Origin of the sequence: Paraburkholderia sediminicola (assembly GCF_046030555.1) — a bacterium.
Classification (GTDB): Bacteria; Pseudomonadota; Gammaproteobacteria; order Burkholderiales; family Burkholderiaceae; genus Paraburkholderia; species Paraburkholderia sediminicola_E.
The window spans coordinates 109136-129753 of the sequence record NZ_JAQQCH010000014.1; the positions used below are offsets into that span (position 1 = coordinate 109136).

A 20618-nucleotide genomic window follows, 5' to 3' on the forward strand; every position below is an offset into this window, starting at 1 on the left:
TCTCGAATGTCGAATCACGTTCAAAGCTAGGTCCGTTTGCTGTGGCGCCCACCGCTGAAGTCGACGGTGCTGACAAAGAACACACCAACGGCGAAGAACGGCAAGCCGATGACAAAGAGGATGGCAGGCAGTCCCCAGTGCTCCCAGAAGCTGTCGATCATCGCGCGATCGGGCGTATTCGCATCGTAGAGAACACTGACCTCATCACCGCTGCCGAGATCGTTATGCGATGACGACGATCCCTGCGCAAAGGTGACTTCTTTACCCGTCGTGGTTTTGAACGCGACAATCGCCGAGTACACGTGCGAGCGCGGCTGATAAGGCCGCTCGGCTTCCTGGACTTCGACGACTTTGCCAGTCGTGCGCGTATAGCTTCCAATGATCTGCCGTTCGCGCATCGCCGAAGCGGCAGCGCCCAGCAGAAATCCCGTGCCGATGACAATCGGAATCAGGCAAATCAGTAGATTCTGTCGGCCGCGTTTGCGCCTCGCCTGCGAGTACGACGAAGGCGCGACATGTTTAACCTTGCCGCGTTCGATTACGAACATCACCGCGCCAATCGCTGAAAACACCACGCTGAGCAACATCACTACGCCGACAGGAAACCAGCGCTGCCCGAAGTCGTCGATGATCGCCGAGCGTGTGGGGTTCGTAGGGTCGTAGAACACGCGCACCGTTTGGCCGATATCGTAGGCCGGCTGCGTCGACGACGTCTGGCCCGTGATCTGTTCGCGCTCGCCGCGTGCGGTCGTGAAGACGATCACGGGTTGATACGAACGCCAGCTCCGGCCGCCCTGGTCGTAACTCACCACGGTTCCTTCGGCGACCGTCATGCGATGCGTGGCGATCAGCGAAGACACGAGCCAACACAGCGAAAAAAGCAGCGCGCCGAGACTGAGCGTCAGGATGACGAGCGTGCTTCGGCTGTGCGGCGACGGGGCGGCGGCTGAATTCATCATGAGTGGACGATTGGAGCGTGCGTGCGCATCTCACTGACCTGTTGGCGAAGACTGGTTGAGCACGCATCGAAACCCGAGATCGGCCTTCGCGGTATCGGGCGCGAAGCCCGTGCGGTCGATGACGAGTCGCGTGCGGCTATCGGTTGCATACCGGACGCTGCGCAGGCTGCCTCGCTCCGGACCTCGCGGATCGTGCGGCGCCGCGTGGCTATAGTAGTTCTTGTCGAACCAGTCATAAGTCCATTCCTTGCCGCGGCCGAACACGTCCGACACGCCCAGCCGATTGTCGCCATACGTGCCTACCGGCCGGCTAACCAGCGGCTCCGGGCTGGTGCCGTTCTCTTCCATTTTGTCGATGACGTTGTCGAGCTGTTCGAGGTTGTATTTGCCGTCGACAACCGGCACCGCGGCGCTGGGAATCACCCACAACTCGCCGCGCGAACGTGCTGCATATTCCCACTGCGCCTCAGTCGGCAAATCGACCGGCAGACTCACGAGCTTACCGACCCATGCGCAGAAATCGCGCGACTGTTGCCACGTGATATGCGCCACGGGGTAGTCGGGAAAACGGAACTCCAGGTCCTCGTGTTTGCTGATCGCGATCGGCGGCAAGCCATTGGCGCGTGTGTAAAGGTCATAGTCGGCGTAAGTCACGCGATGCTTGAAAATCGAGTAACTGTCGAGCGTCACGTTGTGTGCGGGCGCGGCGCCGTCGTTGGCGGAGTAGGGCAGTCTTTCCTGCGACTTTTCCGGACCGAAATCGCCCATCAGGAACTGGCCGCCTTTGACGAAGACCAGTTCGCGATGCACCTTGTCCTTGAATCTGGCGAGTTCGTCATTAGAAGGCAGCGGCAACGACTTGAAGTAATCCTGCAAGATGCGGATGGTGTCGTCGTACGGCTTACCGGTTCCCCAGTTCAGCACAGTGCTGAGATGTTCCCACGTGTCCTTCTTCGGTGACGGTGTCGTAATCTCGCGGATCAATCGATCTTTGTCAGCGGGTGCGTTCACGTCGACTTTCTGTGCAAAAACGCTGCCCGACAACAGCAACGATATTCCAGCAACCAATAGCGCCCGTGATTTCTCTTGAGCCAGACGAGACCGATAACCCATGCAGCACCACTCCTATATTCTCTATTGAACCGATGTCGCCGCTCAAGCCATCTGGGAGCCGTCGCCCGCGGTCGTTTTTGGGTCCATCCAGGCGAGCGCGGTTCCTTGCTGCATCTGGTACGCGGCCGAATCGTTGAAGACAAAGCCGAAACCCGGCGCCGGGTCGACACGCATACGGCTTTCCACCATCGCCAGCTGGCTCGTGCCGACGACCTGTCCGATCTCATTGCGCGCAACTTGCGCATTGCCCTTAACCGCAATTTCCGACGAGGTGAACTGGTAGACGTTCTCCAGTTCGTTCCTTATCTGGGCGGCTGCAAGAATACGGCTGATCGCATCGGTCGCTTCCAGCCGCCATTCGTCGAATCGGTCGGCGATGGACTTTAACGCATAAACGATATAGCCCTTCACCTCCGCAAGACTGTTCAGCAGCGAGTCATGCGCGTTCCTGATTGCGTTGAGAAATGCCCGAGGCTGGGTACGGATAAAGTCGGTCAGCTCGGTTCTCATTTCGTCGAACTGTTTGCCGACGTAGGCGCCGATCTCCTTACCCTTGGCAATCGCCAACGTGTACATCGCCACGAACGTCCTGAAGGCATCCTTGGCGAAGTACTGAAGGTTTTTGTCGCCAGCATAGGCAATCTGGGTTTTGGCCCACCAGGCGAACTCGGCCATGTTGACGACGTCGACCGCGGCTTCCACTTCGCCCTTCAAGCCAACACCGACGCATAAGCCCGCCCTCATCAGAATGCGAAACTTGTCGTCATAGGTAATGTGGAACGCGGCCTGCGCGCCGGCGCCGGCCTGGCCGCTCACGCCCGGCTTGACGGACGCGAACGAGGTCCATTTGACCTTTTCCTGCGGGCGCCGCCATTCGAATGCTCCCTCCACGGAGGCCTCCGCCTCGACGCCGGCAAAGGCCTTCAGATCACCGCCCGCGTCAGCCTTGACTTCGACCTTTGTGACATCGAGTTTGGGCTGCTGCATTTGCGCCGCGTTGCGAGTGGCACGCGTACCTTTGACCTTCTGCGTCTTACCGTCGCGGCCGAGTTTGAATTCGACCCCGCCTTCCGCGAGGAGGCTCGCACCGCAAGAAGCTTCCGCCTTTGCCGCGAGCGAGATCCTGAAGAAGCCAAGCGTGGTGTCGGGCGTGCTCTTCCACGAGATCGCGCCGCTCTGGCTCTCGGTCGGTGCCGGAATCCATAGTTCGAGACCGGATTTCCACGGCAGATAAAGCGTGGCTTTGATGTTTCCGTCAGCCAGCACTCCGCCGACTTCACCCTTCGCTTTCGCCGATGCAGCGACTTCGCCGCGCAGGTGCAACAGGTCGTCGAACGACTTGATGGTGCTTTCCGCTTTGGCGCTTGCGCCAGCGCCGGCGAACAGCCGCAGGATCTGAGTGCCACCGGAGAACTCGCACATTGCGTTGGGATCGTCCGGTGATTTGAATTTGGCGGCCTTGTTGAACGCCTCTGCAAACTCAGGTGCCCACTCGCGACCCCAAGGCGGTGTCTTCCATTCGTGGAGCTTCGCTTTCTTGAACGCTTCGTCGAGCTTCTCCTGGATCTTCTCGTGATCCAGCTTATAGTTGCCCGTCGTCGCGTCCTTGACGAGAAAGGATTTGAGTTGGGGCTTGTCGGAGTCCAGCTTGTAGCGTCGAAAATGGTTCTTCACTTTCGACGACCGCACGTACGTAAAGCGCTGACCGCTGTACTTATCTTTGCCGGCCGCTGTCTTGCGCAAGGGCAAAAGCTCCCACACGCCATCCTTGTTGAAGGCGGGCGTCTCCTCGAGTTGCTCGTGAACTTCCGCGGTGGCGGCTTCTTCTTTCTTGATCGCTTCTTTCAGGTTCGCTTCGAGTTGCGGACGCAACGCCACATTTGCCTGTTGCTCCAGCCAAGCAGCGTGCGCGACGCCCAGTGCTTGCCGTGCCTCGATCAGGTTCTCGGATAGCCGACTCATCAGCGCAATCTCTTTCGCCACGGCATCGACGGATTCGACCGGGCATTCGAAAAGCTCGGCCGTATCCGGATAAAAAAAGAAGAGCGGCCGCTGCGTACCCTTGGCGTCGGCGGTGCTGCCTTCCTGCGCGTTCGATTGGCTTGTCCCAGCTGCGTTCTGACTATTCATGATTTGATCTCGACTCACCCGTCATGTTGTTGTCGATCCTAGGCCTGATCGTCCTCATGGAACATCTTCAACTCCTGTTCCTGAGTACCGGTGAAGACCCGCACGGTTTTGCCCTCGGCGTCGGTAATGCCGCGAGCCAGCACCTGACCATCGCCGCTTTCGATGCGGTAAGGCGCGAGCGGCATCACGTTGCCGGTGGTCTCGTCCTTCAGGATGAATTGCTGGTCGTTGACCACACTCTTGGGCAATGCTGCGGGTTGCCCGTCGTAGCGCGTCGGGCCGGTGAACGAATGTTCGGAGCCTTTGATATCCACCTGGCTCGGCGCGTGAACCTGAATGTTTCCGCCGCTGATGCGGATATAGGCGCCGCCCGACGTGAGCAGAATTTCTTTTTCCGCGCTCAACTGGATGGCATCGGTGGAGGATGAAATCTTGATGCCTTTGCTCGCAAGCACGTCGATGCCGTCTGTCTGCGCCTGAATCTCGAGCTTGCCGCGCGCGGCGATCAGTTTCATGCCGAGCTTGTATGCGAACAGGCTGATCTTATCGACCGCATTTGCGACGAGGCTCTTGCCGATCGCAACGTTGATATCGGTGTTCGCGGATATCGTCGCGTTCTCGCCCGCGTGAATATGGACGCTTTCCGGCGTGGTGATCCCTACGCCTTTGGGGGAAGCGAGCAACAGCACGGGATCGCTGAAGCCGTTGGCTTGGCCAGTGCCGCCCGACGTCTCCTGTCCCTGCGCGGAGGAAGCCGACAAGGCAGGCGAAGCGCTTCCGCCGTAGCTGGATTGGGTGGCATTTGTGAACGTCTTCAGCGAGTCGATCGCTTGCATATCGGCTGCACCGTGTTGTTGCGCAGTGTCCGCCGTTGCGCTCAACAACTGCTGACCTGCGGTCAACTGACCGCGCGCCTCGGTGGCGTCGAGTTGCTCACCGCTCGCAGCCGGGCGGCCAAACGTGCTGATGTAGAGCCCTTTCTGGGAGCGGATCGCGCCGTAGGCGTCGGTGGCAAGTTCGAAGCCCGTGCCGCGGAATGCGCCACGCGTGTTGTCGCTTTGCGAGACCAGATAGCCGAGATTCAACTGTGCTGCGGTTTGCGTGCTGTAAAGCTGCGCGCGATTCTGACCGGTGGAATCGTCGAGCACTAGCTGGTTATACCCCGAGCCTTTATGTTCCTTCGACTTATAGCCGGACAGCTGGCCCTGCGTGTGCCACTGCGGCGAGCTTGCGGAGTTATAGACGCGGCCTGTAATGAGCGGCCGGTCAGGATCGCCGTCAATGTACGTGATGATGACTTCCTGACCGATGCGCGGCACGAAGACGCCGCCCCAGTTGCTGCCGGCATTCGGGTATGACACGCGCACCCAGCAGGATGCCTTTTCGTCGCCGCTATTGATCCGGTCCCAGTGCATGCGGACCTTCACGCGATTCAACGAGTCCGTAAAGACTTCTTCACCCGAGGGACCGACGACCGTTGCGGTCTGCGTCGGCATGACGGGTTTTTGATGGTCCAACGGACTGCGAAACGGAATGCTGCGCCGCTGAGCCTCAATGGTCGCCATGAAAAAGCCGGTGCTGCCGTCGCCGCTCGGAATCAGCGCGGACGGCTGCACTGGGCCGAAATTGGCGCGTGTCGTGTTGACCTTAGTCTGGAGGCTATGCGGAAAATCGGCACTGCTACGTGATACCGGCAGATTGTTCTCGATAACCCAATCCACTGCTAGCACGGCGAATTGCCGCTCTTGCTCGTTGCCGCCTGAATGATCCGGATGATCGACAAGTTCAAACCACTGCCCTGCATCGATCCGCCGCACTGCGCCTACGCCATAGAAACGCTTTGCGCGCGACTCCCACTCCTCCATGCGGATCTTCGAAAGCGCGTCGCCACGGTCCTGCTCGCGATACGTGTACGCACCGGAATATTCGTAGACTTCCGCTTGCGAAGGCAATGAACCCTGATTGCCGACCGTCGGGATATTGGTGCCTTTCGCATATTGCGGCGATTTATAGTCGAATGTACTCGTGACAAGCGAGGTGCTTTGCAGCGTCCGGGTACCGGACCATTGAACGAGCGCGTCGGTTTCGCTGTTAGTGCCCGCCCGATAGAACGCCACGCTTTGCGGTGACGCAGATTTGAACGAATCCAGATTGTCCGTCACCACCAACTTGTGCGATTGTCCGTCGTCGGCCTGTTCAAAATAGCTGTACCAGCCTTCAGCTTCCATCAAACGATTGACGAAATTCCAGTCGTCTTCGTACTGAACGCAGAATGACCGCAGCTGAAGCGGCTTATTCAGCGCAAAGCGAAATGCGCCCTGGGCTTGAGGATGCTGATTGAATACGTCAGTAATGATTTCATCAACCGTGACGTCCTGCCAGATGTGCGCATCACGTCTGAAGCGCAGAAAATGCAACCAGCATGCAAATGCGACTTGATAGCTGGTCAGCCCACCATCCGAGCCGAGCCGGCGAGCGGTGTGAACGAAACCGTGCACTGGCCGATACGATTTGTCGGTTTGCTGCATCCATAGCGTAACGGGCTGCGCGATAAGCCGTTTAAGTTCGATGTTTTCGTCTGTAGACGCGACGTCGACGGTGAATGCGTAATCGCGGCCTACGCGGCTGTTTCCCACCACTCGCTGGACGAGCAATGCATTCGCACCGATAGGCGTATCCAATTTGAGCAAACGCTCATTCTGGAATATTCCCGAACGAATTTGTTCGATTAGGTCAGCTGCGCCCATTTTTTGCACCCCGTCTTGTCACGTATTGGTTCTCGCCCGCAGATTCTAAGTCTGATGATAGCGGATGGTAAACATTCCCTTTGAATGTAGCTATCCGTTCCTGTTAAAGGCGGCGGCGACCGGAAATACATTCCGATCAAATTGTTAAATTCTGGAAATCGGAAATATTTTCTTGAGTACGTACGCGTTACTGTAACCGTCTCCCAATTAGCAAGATGAGATTCGTGACAATGAGTTTGCCCTCGTAAAACGAATCCCTTGCTGAAAAAGTAAACTCAAGCAAGGAGCAGGCGATGACCGTCAAGGCAAAGCGGACACAGTACACGCTCGAATTCAAGCTAAAAACGGTACGGCGGGTCAAAGAAAAGCAAAGCATGGCGGCAGTGGTGAGGCATTTGTTGAAATAACTTCGGCAGGACTTATGGTCCATTTTGGAAGCGACTACGAATGACCGAAAAGTGGCCGCGCTCAGTCGCCCTCGGCTCGTGGCTCCACTGGTTCCAGTTCTATTAGCGAAAGAAGGACAGATAGTTCGGCCGGGGAAAGACGCCACACTTTCTTTTCGAGTTTTCAACATCCGCATGGCTCTTGTGCCCCATTAAGCCGATCCGGCGCTTAAGCATCTCGCCACCCGCCGATCGATCGAGCTAACCTGATGAGGCAAGACATTTAATCGCCGCAAAAGCATAAGCGATCGGCGGGAGGCTCCGCAGCAGCGCTCGTTACCATTCCGGATTCAGAAGCGGGAGTTTAAAACAGCCTTTTCAGTCAGACGCGAATGCAAAATATCAAGACACTTTTCTTGTTCGGGTCGACGCATTTCATAGAATGACAGTGTGGCTCGACGCGGACTGGTACGCGCTTCATTCGGGCGGTTATACCGGATCACCAACAGAAAGCGCCCTCGGTTTACAAAAGCGATGTTCTCGTAAAGAATCGTGGTGCGACCCACCTTGCATCGATCGACATAGAAAACCGCGCGTGTCGTGAAATTCATGCTTACCAGGGCAGCCAGAGGTGCGAGGAAGACCATAAAAACATCGCCAAAACTCATGAATGGGTTCGACTGCGCAAAGACGATGTAAGACCCGGCAATAATGAGAAAAATGATACCAAGAGCCGGCATTGCAAAGCGGCTGCCACGCACGATCAGTTCTGGCTCGATAGTCTGGGGTAGGCTGTTCATATAAGAAATAAGACAGTTGAACTCGCGGAAGACACCAGGCCCGGCACTTCCCTGCACTTCCACGACGTGGATAATTCAGCGATATTTTTATTCGGACAAAAACGAATAGGCTGGAAGAGTATTCTGCACGACAGTCCGGGCTTTGTCCGCAATAAAACTTGATATTGATTCATCGCGCATAAATTCAACAAACTCGACCCTCAACTGCCATTCGGACTCCAACCAGCATCATTGACAGCATAACCAACAACCATAGCTCCCAGATTGGCGCTCATTCCCGCGGCTGAATGTACTGCCCGTATTCATCCGCGACGCTAGGATCTACTCTGATTAGCCTGTGCTCTCGATCAAGCTTGATCAGACCAGCGTCATATGCCCGGTGGACATCGGCGCGCAATGGGATTCCGTCACGGCAGCTATTGTCCCCCGTCTCCCATCGTCGTCCCTTAAGATGCGCCGCTTCAAGAAGAGCCTCCACAGCGCAACCCGTAACCACACAGCGAGCACCCAGAAATTCGAAAACGGCCTTCCTGAATGCCCGTTGTTGAAGCCGCTGCTTAATCTCTGCGAGTCGGAACGTTGGGCCGCTCTCCATGCGGTCATCCACTTCGGTTGCCACATCTGGCTCGAAATAGGAGTAGGTCACGGCCCCCGGTTTTTTGAGGATCTCACACAGTTCGCGCTGGTGCTCGTCGGCGAGGTTAAGGTCTAGAACTTCAAAACATTGCACGTCACCGAGGATGAGCGAATAGACGCCAGCGCGACCATCCCATTCTTCTGCGCCCAGATAATCGCCCAGCCAGACGCGGTTTAGCCGTTCAACAAAGTGAATGGCAAAGCCGTTACCAGCCGTGACGCGTGTTGGTTTGCCGGTCCAGTACCCGTCCAACATTTGCCACGGACGGTCTGGACGCTCCCGAAAATTTCCCTCGGATTCCGGATGCTTGTTCTTTGTTATGACGGCTGGCGCGCCGAGAGACCGCAGGATATCCAGAAGTTCAGCTGCTGATAAGGTGATGCGCTCCATGCTAACCCCGAAGACTTGGAAGAATTTAGGCGAATCGCACCGCCGCGTGAAACTGCCATCTTCGGTCGATAGGCATCTTCGCGGGTTGCGCGTTCAGTGCAGTCTCTTCTGACCGCGAAAATTGAGCGTCCATTGTTAGCGATTTATAGGCTCATGTCGAACGTCCCAAGCTGGCCCGCCTGCTCCCTGTCACCTATGCGCCCGTTCTCAAAACTAACTCCTTCGAATAGCAGAGGTCGGCCGTCCATTTCGAGGTCTAATGCGACGCCATGCACCGCATTGGCGATCCGAAGAGCAGCTACGTGAGAGCGCTGAATTGCTGCTGTTCAAGCGAAACTGTCTCGACAATCGTTTCGAACTCGGCCATCAGGTCTGGTTGACGCTGCCGCAGGTATTGAGCTACCAGTTCGTTCTCAAGGAGTCTGGCGAGATATCCCTTTGCGAGCACTAGGTTCAGCACATCCTGTCCGTAGGTCTGCTCGACAAGTTTGTATTGGCCCTGTAGGTTGCTCATCTCCCGCTCCATCTTCGCCATCTGTTCAGGCGTCACACCTGTCAGCTTTGGCGGCTTCTTACCGTCAACCAGACGCGCAGCAGGTGTCGCGACGAGCAGCGCTTCGGCGTATGGGGCGGTCACGTTGTTCGCCGCTATCATCAGTTCGACACATTCGACCTGCCGCGTTGGCTTCATTTTTCGAACCGCGCGGGCAAGCTCTACGGAAAACTGACGGTCCCCCAGAAGTTCTGCGGCTTCCGGGCATATGCCATCCAGCAGTGAAAGCTTTTTCAGAATCTGAGATACGTCCATGGCAAGAGCCTTTGCCAGTCTCTCCGGCGATACGCCCCTCTCGACGACGCGCCGGATCATATAGTGCTCCTGAATTGTAGACAGCCGGTTCACGCGGTTATTGTAGGTGTAGCTTTCGTCGTCGGTCGCAACGAGGCACGATACTTCGACAAATCCGATCTCCTGCATCGCAATAAGCCGCAGGTGACCGTCAAGCAGCACGTGTTGACCCGTACTCTGGTGCGCTGCTGTAATGGACAGCGGTTCAATCAGTCCGATCTCTGCAATCGACGTCTTGATCTGTTTGAACTTGCGGGAGTCGATGATCGTCGCGGGCGTCCTGCGCGACGGCAAGATGCACACTACTGGAACCGATAGAGGCTCGGGAATGAAACCGAGGGTCACGCCTGTCATGCGACGCTCCCGCCCGACCAGACGCGCTCGGCAAGATATTTCGGCAATGTCGCAAGGCCTTCTGCACGCAACAGATTGACGAAGTTCTCATCGGCGAACATTTGCCGGAGTGCACCCACCACGAACATAAGCCGCTGCTGCGCAAACTCGGCTTTGCGCACCATCGATTTCTGGCGCTCGACTTCGTGCTGGTAGGTCCGCACCAGGCTCGATGTTGTCACGTCCGCGAGCTTGCCCGACATGTTGCGGCCGGCTGAGCGCCCAAGTGTCTTCCGTCGGTCGATGATCCGACGGGCGTCCATCAACTGTTTGCCACGCAATTTACCGGACTCGTAAGCCTCCTGCAGAGCAGCCTGTATCGCTGCGTCATCTTCACCGGCGCCGACAATCGTGAGCGCAGCGTTAAGTGGAATCCGTCCCCTCTCAACCGCAATGACCAGCCGCTCCTCTCCGTGGTGCAGTAGCATCAGAATGCCCTGGACATACTGCTGCGTCAGCCCGGTCTTTTCTGCGATCACCTTCGGCGTGTATCCCTGCTCCTGCAATTGCCGGATGCCGGCGAGGAGTTCGAGTGGTCGGCACTGACGACGCGCAATGTTCTCCGCGAGACTCATGATGAATGCGTCTTCGTCGCTGACATTTACAACCAGCGCCGGGATGGTCGTTTCGCCTAGTGAACGGAAGGCCTTCAGGCGACCTTCGCCGCACACAAGCAGATACTTCTCGACGCCATCGGCAGTGACACGCGGTGTGACCTTGATGGGCTTTTTCAGGCCAATCGTCCTGATGTTGCCGACGATTTCGTTGAAGGCGCGGTTGTTACGCTCGCGCGGATTGATGACCTCGATCTGGTCGACCGGAACCATCCGGACCTCGCCCGTCTGTTGCTGCGGGTTCATGCCACCCTCCGGAGGCGTGCCCGCTCAGCCATGCCATAGAGATAGTCCAGCGTATCGAAGCGGTAGCTCTCAAACTCGATCGTATTCTGGTCCGCGAGGCTGATGCGCGGCTGGCCGAAATCCAGGCGTGGAAGGAGGTAATAGTCGAGGGCCGTCGAATTCGCGTGATCGAGCCGCACGGCTACCGTGATGTCCGGCAGCAGACTAGTGTCAAACCGAACCTTCCAGTGATGCCGGCCATTTTCGTGCGTCTGGCAGCGGGCAAGAACCAGGCAGGTCGTGAACTCGTGGTTGACGGTGAGCATGTCTGTGGCTGGATCGCGTAGCACTGCGCCGCCGAGATCGGCGATCTTCTTCTCGGTCTGTGCAATGATTTCCGGGTGAAGCTGCCGGAGAAACCGGTTGGTTTCGAGATAGCGGTAGTCGCGACCGGGTGTAAAGCCCACGGTCTGGTATGCGCGGATCAGACTACCGAACCTGTACATGTAAACGTAGCTTGATGGCATGCCATCAGTTTCGTCGATAATCAGGCCAGACAGGAAACCGCGATTGCGGTAGAGGTTGCGCAGACGCTCAATGAGCTCCTCATTCGAATAGCGCCGGGCGCGTGCCCGCATGATGCCCTGCGCTGTGTAAAACGCCTCGCTTGGTACGATAGACTGGAATGCGCCTTCTTTCCTGATCCACATGTCCGGTGTGTTCACAACACGCATTTTCTTGAGTTTGAATGAGACGCGGTTGTAGACGTTATTGCCGATGTATTTCTCGTTGGTCAGTACCTCCCGTACAGTCGCTCGTGTCCATTCCCGGTCGAGATTTGTGCGAACACGCATACCATTTAACCGGGCCGCAATCTCATATTCATTTAATGACCCGTCGATAAACCAGTTGTAGATGAGATTGATAATCCGGATTTCGCTCTCGGGCCCTGGCATAAGAATCACCCGATCGGTCTGGAGGCTCTTGTGCTCGCCTCGCTGAAGTTCTCCTTTCATGATCCCGTGCTGATCAATGAGCACACGGCGTAAGCCATATCCAGCCGGTCCGCCCTGCCGGAAGCCGAGTTCGATCAGCCGGCACTGGCCGGCAAACACCTTGGCCGACAATTCCCGGCTGTATTCGCCGGCCATTGCCCGCTTGACTCCTTTCACGATGGTCGATACCGGCGAGCCGTCGTTTTCGAACTGTTCGGCGCAGTAGGCAACCTGGATGCCGACGCGCCGGCAGACATACTCGTAGTACGCACTTTCATCCGCGTCCTGGAATCTCCCCCAGCGACTGACGTCATAGACGAGAATCACCTGAAAATCCGCGCGCCCGCTTTCGACGTCCTTGATCAGTTGCTGCAGCGCCTGCCGCCCGTCGATACGCAGACCGCTTTTGCCCTCGTTAGCGTAGGTGCGAACGATCTCGAGACCACGTCGCACGGCGTACTCCCGGATCCTGTCGCGCTGGTTCTCAGTCGAGTACTGCTGGTGCTCAGTCGACATCCGAACGTATTCGGCCGCCCGTACCGAGAGGGCCTGCGCGACGGCGGTATCGCTTATGTGATCGAGTGACACGGTCCTGCTCCCGCTGCTTCGAATCCTCGCTCCCCTGAGCTTGCGTGTCCGGCATCGCGTCGGACACGCAGATCGTCACCTTCGAAACGCAACCGCGTCGCAACTGCGGTGGTGTCTGATTCAGAGCGGGTACAAGGCAAAGGTAGCAGGCGTGGCGCGGAAGTCGATCACGTCATCTCTTTGCAATTACGTATGGGTGGTCCGTTTGGTGCCGACAGCACGGCGATATGGACGGTGCACGCGTTCATCTTTGCAATGCCTGTGTCGACCGCACGGCGCAGTATGTAGAAGCCCGACGCGAGCGGGTGTAAAGGCGGTGACGCGTCCATGTTTGCAACTGGACTGGAACTTCGTCGTGCATTCCGCGCCCGTTGCATCGCGCAATTGCGCTCCCGGCAGCTTTGGGCTTCGGACAGTCAACGGAGCGAAAGAGTCTACGCGCTACGGCAAACAGGTGCTTTATCAGGTCCAGGCCAACTTCGAGTTCATTCGCCGCTATATGGAAAACGGTCAGGATTCGCTGCCACTTGTGAAAAAGTATCTGCCACGCGGCCCCTCTCTTCTAGCCTCCATGAGCATATGGTTCTACGGACTGCGGGACATTGGCGGCGTTAATGCGGGACTCCGCATTTTTTCTCTCGTACTCAGTGTCCCAGTTTTTTTGCTGTCCGTGCTTCACTACATTGCACAGCTAACCTCTCGTGAACCGATATGGCCGGAGGACGTCGAGGCAGCATGCGACAACGTCCGGCCAGCGGTGGTAGCGGAAGTGTGACTGGCGATAGATGCCACTCTATGCAATGGCCTTACAAGTCGCGAGCCCGTTTGGCCCGCGGACGTCGAGCTTGCCTGCAGGGACACATCGGCCAGGCGGCTTGTGCGCCTCTAACGCGACGCCGCCAGCGAAGAAATTGCTCACGGAGATGAAAACATGGGACGTAGATTCATTGTCCAGGGCGACACAACTGACCGTAACGGTGTCGTGATGGACGGCATAAGTGGGTCATCACTGGACGGGAAAGATCTAAAAAATCTGGATATAAGCAGCAGCTTTCTTGATTTCGCAGTTTTCGATCGCAGCAGTTTTGATGGGGCGCAATTCCAAGGGTCCCTCATGAGCGGGGCGTCCTTTAGGGTGTGTAAATTCCGTTCGGCGCAGCTGATCATAATTTCCGGCGAAGAGATTGATTTTAGCCACGCCGAGTTCGAAAAATCTCATATTGACCATGCCCAGCTGAAGAGATCGAATTTCTCGCATGTCGCGATGCAGGGTGGGAATCTGACCAATTCAAATGTAACGAATAGCGACTTTTCGGCCGTGCTGGTTGAGAAGGGAAAAATTAGATGGAACGACGCACGGAATTGCAATTTTTCAGCCGCTCGATTTATTGACTGCGATCTTACTGGGTCGCAGCTTAATGAAGGGCGTTTGGTCGGGGCCGAGTTTCAGAATTGTGACTTGAGTGGTGTGGATTTCCGAGGGGCGATGCTGGAGAGGGTGCGCTTTGATGGCGGGACCTTTGGAAATGTGCCTCAAGGCTCGGTGATGGCCCAAACCAAATTCGATGACACGCCGGAGGCGCGCCGGGCGATTGCTTTGAGTAGTGCGGAGAAGCAAGATTGTATTGAATGGTGCTCCCTGGTTCCGGACACGAATGCGCCCGTGCTTGCATCCTTTTCGTCCAGGTTGAAGGGTAATCCGGGGGAAATCGTGCCGCAAAGCGGCTGGTGGGTGAGCCCGGCCTTAGGGGCCGAACAGGGCCGACGTTATTTCGAAGCTGGGCAAAAATTCCCCGACACGGAAATGACGGATTGGGGGCGCGTGATCTGGAGTTACAACCCTAACGACCAGGTGTAACTTCTGGGGCACGTATGAAGACATACCGATGAGCTCTGACCCGACCGCGCCGCAAGATCAGCCGCCTACCCGTACGACCGACAGGCGCATGCCGACCGAGGATCTGCCTTATCCACTAGGCCTGCGCCGTGTTGACGATCCCCCCGACGACAACCGCCTTTATGGGCTGCTGGGAGACCAGGCGGTGTTCGAGCACATCGGGCTTCGCCCTCGCATCAAGGCGACGACTTCAGACGAAGTAAGGGCTTTCGGCGGACGTCTCAACGACGAAATATTCTCAGGCTTAAAGAACGTGTTTGGCGAAATAACCGATATCGAAGTCGGACACACCCTCTCACCCGCGTCGATGACGACCGAAGCCGAATTTGCCACATTCGCTAGCCGGAGATGGGTTCCGCCAATTGACGACCCTGCGCATTTTTTCGCGTTCCGCTCGCGCGATGCCGAGTGGGCTGGCTTTCGGTGGCATGACGAAAGTTTCCGCTTTCGACGCGCGTCCCTCTTGGGCTTCGTAGTCGAATCAGCGATCCCGGCACGCTCGTCGGGATATTTCCAGGTGTCGGCCGTTTGCGTACTACGAGCAGAGCCGGGAATTCATGCCTGGCGCCGCAACGTCGAAGAAGCCACATTTTATTTCGGCGAGCGATGGACTGCCGAGGTCGCCTTCGAATTGCTCAGTGTTATGACCAACGTGGCGAATTTTCTGGGAACGACGTTGACGGCGAGTCAGTTTATGGACGTTTGATCTCGCGAATACCGCGAGCGAGCGCGTGGGCGACGCGGAGGGAATCAGTCGAAGCGGCCACGCCGTTAAGGACGAAGGCGCAACCACGCCATCGCCCTGAAACACAACCAGTTGCTGAGCACGGCGCCGATGGGAACGATTGGTAGCGCGTGGCCGTGAACGCCGCTAGCGAATAGCCCGACGGCAGTTGCGATCGTCGCGACGAGCGGGAGCAGGAACAGACAGACTCCACGGGTAGCGGTCGAAGCGTTCAACATCGCAAGGATCGCGGCGATCGGACCTCACATGCGTGGTTCTGCTCCGGCATCGCTATCTTCATCCCACACGATCCGCTCGAAGATCGCTTTCAGCTTCGCGCCTCTGGTCGCATTCAGCATCGCAGCGTGCGCGACGCGACCCATGAGATGAGCTCGAAAGTCGGAATAATTGTCGCGATTCTGCGAACCCGGTCCAAGCCGCACACAATTCGTCAGCACCGCCTTCAAAGCATCAAACTCCGGCCTCGCAAGATTCGGATGACTGTTCACCACCACCCCAGCCAGATGCTGTCTCGCACCCCGCCGCATCACCCGAGTCTTCCTTAGATTGACCGAAAACCCTTCCTCAATAGCAATCGCCGCCACACGAATCTCAAGCCGCTGAGCCATCCGCGCGAGATCGTCACCACCGGAAAACGCCAGATCATCGGCATAGCGCGTGTACGTCGCACCTAACGAACGCGCCAACCCAGCCAACCTCAGATCCAACCGAAACGCACACAGATTCGCCAACGCCGGCGAAGTCGGCGCCCCTTGCGGCAAATGCCGGCTCCGATACCGCTGCCGTTCCAGCCAATCGATCTTGTCGCGCACATCCGGTGCCAGCAACCTGCCACTCGGCACACGATTGGTACACAGCGCAGTCAACGCTCGCGAAACCTCCAAGGGATAACCCAAAGCACGCATCGTGGAGTAAACACGTCCCTCATGCACCGACGCAAAGAAATCCGTCAAATCGAAGCGAATCACAACCACCTTCCCTGCGTGAGGCGCCGCGAACGTAACCGTATTCCGTCCATGTCGAAAACCATGCACCGCATCGTGAGCAGGAATTCGATCGAGCAAGCCGTGAAGCACTTTCCTCTGCAAAGCCCGCAAGCGCGATTTGGGCACTTCGATGATCCGACACCGACCGTCGCGTTTCTCGATCGCCTTGTACGAATAGTGATGAAGCGGTGTCGCCGCACTCTGCGCTTGAACACGCCAGCGATCGGCAAACCAGTCCAGTTCGTTTGACTCGATTTCCAGCCACGCGGCCAGATCGCCGAGCGTCGGCAACTGCGGTAGCGCCACGTCATGCAGCCAGGGCGGTGGCGGCCGCTGAACAGGAGGGCGGGGCAACACACGAAAAACCTTCGGCCGGTTTTCACTCCTCCAAGCTGAAACAAAACCCGTGTCCTCAGCAATGACCTTCGACAATTCTTTACTTCCGACGCTGTCCCAACGCGCGCCAAATCGCTTCTCGACCCCGCGCGCCAACCCATTCATCCAACCGGAGCGTTCACCCAATACGAGCGTCATCCGCTCGATCATCGCGGCGCCCTCGGGAGGTCCGGCCAGCATGGCATCGGCGATCGCGTAGGTGACGAATTGCAGAGAAGATAAGGGCATAGAGCAAAGAGAGGGGCGGGGCGGCCAGTCAACGCGTCTTGTGTGGCGTGAGCGGGTTTGCGCACCGCGCAAGTGACGCTCATGCGACGAACTGCGGAGGTCTTTCTGATCCACGGGGTAGCCCCGTAGTGCCTGGAACGAATACTGCCCGCACCTTGGCAAGCTTGACCAGCCGACCCGCGAGTCGAAGATAAGCGACGCGGCTAAGTGTTGTCAACGCATCTGCAGTACGAATCAATTCTGCAATAAAGTGTTGCCGAGGCGCCTGATTGATGCAGAAGGCACGATAACTCACAGTCGGCGATGCGCAGCGGCAAAATCGGCAATAGGTGAGGAAACGGTCCCACCATTGCACAGGCGGTATCCGATAAGTGCGACAACCTATTCTGATTTGACTTTGCCGCAGCTATTACGTGTCTTGCAGCGCGGCCCCAACCGCTTTTGCCTTACTCAACCCGATCCGTTCGAGAAATCAGTTGTTCGTGAGGAGCGCACTGTCTCAAGCGGAGAATAGCGCACTATTCTCCGCGTTTTCTGCGGCGAATGATTGGTGCCTGCAGGGGAGATAGTTCGGATCGGCATCGCACTCGGGGTGTCGAAAAAATCAGCGGTAGCTGGGCCGCAGCACGTCGTACGAACTCGCAGATTGAGCGCTGGATAAGTCACGCTACTTATCCACAGCCCCCTCTGGACAACTTTTGTACAAGCCACCTGACACCTTGTGGGCGAAACTTTGATAAATCCGCGATCTCGCCAGGTCAGTCGAAAGTTGTCCCTGGCTCCTTGCCCCTGTCCGCTCATGCTCCGCAGGGTTATCGATTCCGCAGTCCCTTGATCCGTAAACGAAGATTCAAGTTATCCACAACCAGGCGCGGTGCTTGTTAACTATTACTACGTATACATATACAAAGACTATAAAAACCAGAGAGGCATCCGGAAAGCCCGCTGCATAAACACGCACAAAGCAGGCAAAACAAACAGAACCAGGCCAAAGCCATCAAACCAACGGCAAACAAATCTCGGTCAACAGATCAGCAGGTGCAGTCTCCTTAGGGCTATTCAGATACTCCTCGAACACCGGCGCATCCGCAGCCTCGCGCCCCGACTGCACTAGCCACGTCCCATACAGCCACTCATAAGCCGCACGCATATCGCTATACGGCCCCTTGTGGCGCAACACCGCGTACTCACCGCCTTTCACGTGCGCCACCGAAACCGGCGGACTCACGGTCACAGAAGCCTGAACCGGATGCGGCAACAACACCCCTGCCTTCGACCGCAACTCATTCTCCGCAACAACACCCGGATCGTCGTAGTAAATCCCGATCATGCGCATCTGCCCCGCCAGCAAATTGTGTTTCGCCAACCAGCCGAATAACCCATCGAACGCCTTGCCGATCTGCATATACGGTCCCACGTGATCCACCGACAAAACCTCCATCGGCTCCACGTGACGAATCACCACTTCACGCATCGTCATTTGATCGTCTCCAGAAAGCGCCGGACGAAACCGGCTATGTGTGCCTTGCTTGCGATACAGCGCCGGCGGAACGCCGAACGCCGCGCGAAAGGTGCGAGAGAAAGACTGCAAACTGCTATAGCCCGAGCGCTCAGCAATTTCAGCGATCGGCATCGAACCATTCGCCAGATATCCCGCCGCGCGATGCAGCCGCAACCGGCGTACGGTCGTCGCCACCGTCTCGCCATACATCGCCTGATAGATGCGATGCCAGTGATACGGCGACATGCAGGCGATTTCCGCTAACCGATCGATATCCAACGGTTCGTCGAGATGATCGTAAATATGGTCCAGCACGCGGCCTAGCCGAGTTTCGTAGCGTGTCCGATTGTCCGATGGGTGCATGACTGAGTGCCTGACTAACCGAAAGAAGATTGCCGAAGGGATGCGAACCAAAGTATCACGTCCCCATTTACCAAATCCTGCGAACTTCACACGCCACACGCAAACGGAATTAAGCGCCCACTGACACAATCGCGCTCGAACTTTGCCGAATTTCGATAACACCTCGAATAATGGCTCACTACCATCGGCTGAAGCCTGTCCGCTCATGCACCGCAAAACCTTGCGGCGTCGAGCAAGCGGCAATATCAGGAGCGCCCGATGAAATCAGAGTCCAAAAGTCAGCACGTCGGTAAGGTCACGCATCATGAGTTGAAGCAGACGCTCGGGACGTGGCAACTGTGGGGAATCGCGGTCGGTCTGGTCATCTCCGGCGAGTATTTCGGCTGGAGCTACGGCTGGGCGAGCGCGGGCACGCTTGGCTTCGTCATCACGGCGGTTTTTATTGCCGCGATGTACACCACCTTCATTTTTAGTTTCACAGAACTCACCACGTCGATTCCGCATGCGGGCGGCCCGTTCGCCTATGCGCGCCACGCTTTTGGCCCAACCGGCGGTTATCTGGCGGGCGCGGCGACGTTAGTCGAATTTGTCTTTGCGCCACCTGCGATCGCACTCGCGATCGGCGCCTATCTACACGTTCAGTTTCCGGGTCTCGAACCCAAACACGCGGCGATGGGCGCGTATCTCGTCTTTATGGCGTTGAATATCGTCGGCGTGCAGATTGCCGCGGCCTTCGAGTTGTGCGTGACGCTGCTTGCGATCTTCGAATTGCTGGTGTTCATGGGCGTCGTGTCACCCGGCTTTCAGTGGTCGAACTTCACGAAAGGCGGCTGGTCCGGCGCGGATACCTTCAGCATGGGCTCGTTCCACGGCATGTTCGCGGCGATTCCTTTCGCCATCTGGTTTTTCCTGGCGATTGAAGGCGTCGCGATGGCTGCCGAAGAAGCCAAGAATCCGAAGCGTTCGATTCCGATTGCCTACATCACCGGTATTCTCACGCTGGTGGTGCTCGCCGTCGGCGTGATGGTGTTCGCAGGCGCCGCCGGCGACTGGACCAAATTGGCGAACATCAACGATCCGTTGCCGCAGGCCATGAAATTCATCGTCGGCGAGCATAGCGGCTGGATGCATATGCTGGTGTGGCTCGGCCTGTTCGGGCTCGTCGCGTCGTTTCACGGCATCATTCTCGGATACTCGCGTCAGATCTTCGCGCTGGCCCGCGCGGGTTATCTGCCGGAGTGGCTCTCCAAGGTGCATCCGCGCTTCAAAACACCGCATCGCGCGATCATCGCGGGTGGCGTGGTTGGCATCGCCGCGATCTATAGCGACGAGCTGATCCAGTTCGGCGGGCAGACGCTGACAGCGAACATCGTGACGATGTCCGTATTTGGCGCTATCGTGATGTATATCATCAGCATGTTGTCGCTGTTCAAGCTGCGCCGCTCGGACCCGAACATGGAGCGCCCGTTCCGCGCGCCGCTGTTTCCGTTCTTTCCGGCGTTCGCGCTGGTGGCTGCGGTGATTTGTCTGGCAACGATGGTTTACTTCAATTTTGTGGTGGCCGTCGTGTTCGCGATCTTTCTCGCGCTCGGCTACGTCTACTTCCTGTTGACGCGCCATCAACGCGAAGCAGCACCGGCAGACGCTTTGCTCGAAGAGTGACGGAACGAGCTGCTGC

The 20618-nt window shown here is 57.2% G+C and carries 15 protein-coding genes; 4 read left to right on the forward strand and 11 right to left on the reverse strand.

The window, feature by feature from the left end; genetic code table 11:
* Positions 1-26: 26 nt before the first annotated feature.
* From PQQ52_RS20640 to PQQ52_RS20680, 9 genes are all read right to left on the reverse strand, one after another.
* The gene (locus tag PQQ52_RS20640) at positions 27-959 is read right to left on the reverse strand and encodes a DUF3592 domain-containing protein (RefSeq protein ID WP_408215163.1); all 933 of its coding nucleotides are present in this window, start codon (positions 957-959) and stop codon (positions 27-29) included.
* A gap of 30 nt (positions 960-989) precedes the next feature.
* Complete coding sequence (locus PQQ52_RS20645; protein WP_408215165.1) at positions 990-2072, reverse strand: formylglycine-generating enzyme family protein; 1083 nt, start codon at positions 2070-2072, stop codon at positions 990-992.
* Between the two features lie 42 nt (positions 2073-2114).
* The gene (locus tag PQQ52_RS20650; RefSeq protein ID WP_408215167.1) at positions 2115-4202 is read right to left on the reverse strand and encodes a hypothetical protein; all 2088 of its coding nucleotides are present in this window, start codon (positions 4200-4202) and stop codon (positions 2115-2117) included.
* 38 nt (positions 4203-4240) lie between these two features.
* Positions 4241-6883 (reverse strand): type VI secretion system Vgr family protein, encoded by a 2643-nt coding sequence (locus PQQ52_RS20655; RefSeq protein ID WP_408215169.1) that lies wholly within the window; start codon positions 6881-6883, stop codon positions 4241-4243.
* Positions 6884-7685: 802 nt separating this feature from the next.
* Positions 7686-8198 carry a hypothetical protein gene (locus tag PQQ52_RS20660; RefSeq protein ID WP_408215172.1) on the reverse strand — a complete coding sequence of 171 codons (513 nt, stop codon included), beginning with the start codon at positions 8196-8198 and terminating at the stop codon, positions 7686-7688.
* 208 nt (positions 8199-8406) lie between these two features.
* A complete protein-coding gene (locus PQQ52_RS20665) occupies positions 8407-9162 on the reverse strand; it encodes an HNH endonuclease (protein ID WP_408215174.1) in 756 nt (251 codons plus the stop codon).
* Between the two features lie 298 nt (positions 9163-9460).
* The gene (locus tag PQQ52_RS20670) at positions 9461-10363 is read right to left on the reverse strand and encodes a plasmid partitioning protein RepB C-terminal domain-containing protein (protein ID WP_408215176.1); all 903 of its coding nucleotides are present in this window, start codon (positions 10361-10363) and stop codon (positions 9461-9463) included.
* Positions 10360-11262 carry a ParB/RepB/Spo0J family partition protein gene (locus PQQ52_RS20675; protein WP_408215178.1) on the reverse strand — a complete coding sequence of 301 codons (903 nt, stop codon included), beginning with the start codon at positions 11260-11262 and terminating at the stop codon, positions 10360-10362. The genes PQQ52_RS20670 and PQQ52_RS20675 overlap by 4 nt, the downstream gene beginning before the upstream one ends.
* Complete coding sequence (locus PQQ52_RS20680; RefSeq protein ID WP_408215179.1) at positions 11259-12824, reverse strand: recombinase family protein; 1566 nt, start codon at positions 12822-12824, stop codon at positions 11259-11261. The genes PQQ52_RS20675 and PQQ52_RS20680 overlap by 4 nt, the downstream gene beginning before the upstream one ends.
* 331 nt (positions 12825-13155) lie before the next feature.
* Between PQQ52_RS20680 and PQQ52_RS20685 the strand changes: the two genes are divergently transcribed.
* The 3 genes from PQQ52_RS20685 to PQQ52_RS20695 all read left to right on the forward strand — a co-directional run bounded on the left by PQQ52_RS20685 (position 13156) and on the right by PQQ52_RS20695 (position 15427).
* Positions 13156-13599, forward strand: a complete 444-nt coding sequence (locus PQQ52_RS20685; protein WP_408215182.1) for a DUF6708 domain-containing protein — start codon at positions 13156-13158, stop codon at positions 13597-13599.
* A gap of 156 nt (positions 13600-13755) precedes the next feature.
* Positions 13756-14682, forward strand: a complete 927-nt coding sequence (locus tag PQQ52_RS20690; RefSeq protein ID WP_408215185.1) for a pentapeptide repeat-containing protein — start codon at positions 13756-13758, stop codon at positions 14680-14682.
* Between the two features lie 88 nt (positions 14683-14770).
* Positions 14771-15427 (forward strand): hypothetical protein, encoded by a 657-nt coding sequence (locus PQQ52_RS20695; RefSeq protein ID WP_408215187.1) that lies wholly within the window; start codon positions 14771-14773, stop codon positions 15425-15427.
* Positions 15428-15708: 281 nt separating this feature from the next.
* Here the strand turns inward: PQQ52_RS20695 and PQQ52_RS20700 are convergent, their stop codons facing one another.
* Positions 15709-17076 (reverse strand): reverse transcriptase family protein, encoded by a 1368-nt coding sequence (locus tag PQQ52_RS20700; protein WP_408215381.1) that lies wholly within the window; start codon positions 17074-17076, stop codon positions 15709-15711.
* A 997-nt stretch (positions 17077-18073) separates the two neighbouring features.
* On the reverse strand, positions 18074-18940 hold the full coding sequence (locus PQQ52_RS20705; protein ID WP_408215189.1) for an AraC family transcriptional regulator: 867 nt from the start codon (positions 18938-18940) through the stop codon (positions 18074-18076).
* Positions 18941-19198: 258 nt separating this feature from the next.
* Between PQQ52_RS20705 and eat the strand changes: the two genes are divergently transcribed.
* Positions 19199-20602 (forward strand): ethanolamine permease, encoded by a 1404-nt coding sequence (gene eat / locus PQQ52_RS20710; RefSeq protein ID WP_408215191.1) that lies wholly within the window; start codon positions 19199-19201, stop codon positions 20600-20602.
* The last annotated feature ends 16 nt before the right edge of the window (positions 20603-20618 follow it).